The organism is Allobosea sp. FG18 (genome assembly GCF_057809495.1).
In genome coordinates this window covers 1-1,290 of the sequence record NZ_JBMDKB010000081.1, presented here as the reverse complement: position 1 = coordinate 1,290, position 1,290 = coordinate 1, and the positions used below count along the sequence as shown (strand labels likewise).

The 1,290-nt window shown below is 65.3% G+C and carries 1 protein-coding gene; it reads left to right on the top strand.

Translation table 11 applies throughout. From position 1 onward, the window contains the following. A partial coding sequence (locus tag ACODTJ_RS29150; protein WP_488851717.1) for a DNA translocase FtsK occupies window positions 1–1,290 on the top strand: 1,290 nt, incomplete at both ends.

The window sequence follows — 1,290 nt, the reverse complement described above, 5'->3', positions numbered from 1 at the left end:
CTCCCGGGTGATCTCTCTCGCGGACGACATCGCACGTTCGATGAGTGCTGTGTCGGCACGTGTGGCGGTGGTCCAGGGCAAGAACGCGATCGGCATCGAACTGCCCAACACCCGCCGCGAGACCGTCTTCCTGCGCGAGTTGCTCGCCAGCCAGGATTTCGAGGCGACCAAGCACAAGCTCGCGCTCTGCCTCGGCAAGACCATCGGCGGCGAGCCGGTGATCGCGGACTTGGCGCGCATGCCGCACCTGCTGGTGGCGGGCACCACCGGCTCGGGCAAGTCCGTCGCGATCAACACCATGATCCTGTCGATCCTCTACCGGCTGAAGCCGGAGGAGTGCCGCCTGATCATGGTCGATCCCAAGATGCTCGAACTCTCCGTCTATGACGGCATCCCGCATCTGCTCACTCCCGTCGTCACCGATCCCAAGAAGGCGGTCGTCGCCTTGAAATGGGCGGTGCGCGAGATGGAGGAGCGCTACAAGAAGATGTCGAAGCTCTCGGTGCGCAACATCGACGGCTTCAATGCAAGGGTCGGCGAGGCGAAGGCCGCCGGCGAGGTCATCACCCGCACGGTCCAGACCGGCTTCGACAAGCATTCGGGCGAGGCGATCTACGAGGAGGAGGTCATGGACCTCGAGCCTCTGCCCTATATCGTCGTCATCGTCGACGAGATGGCCGACCTGATGATGGTCGCCGGCAAGGAGATCGAGGGCACGATCCAGCGCTTGGCCCAGATGGCCCGCGCCGCCGGCATCCATGTCGTGCTCGCCACGCAGCGCCCCTCGGTCGACGTCATCACCGGCACGATCAAGGCGAACTTCCCGACCCGCATCTCCTTCCAGGTCACCTCGAAGATCGACTCGCGCACGATCCTCGGCGAGATGGGCGCCGAGCAGCTGCTCGGTCAGGGCGACATGCTCTACATGGCCGGCGGCGGGCGCATCACCCGCGTCCACGGCCCCTTCGTCTCGGACAACGAGGTCGAGAAGGTCGTCGCCCACCTCAAGACCCAAGGCCGGCCGCAATATCTCGACGCCGTCACCTCCGAGGAGGACGAGGGTGGCGAGGACGAGGACGGCGCCGTCTTCGACAAGAGCGGCATGGGCCAGGCCGACTCGGACGACCCCTACGAGCAGGCGGTCGCGGTCGTGCTGCGCGACAAGAAGGCCTCGACCTCCTATATCCAGCGCCGCCTCCAGATCGGCTACAACCGCGCCGCATCCATCATGGAGCGCATGGAGAACGAGGGCATCGTCGGACCAGCTAACCACGCCGGGAAAAGAGAGAT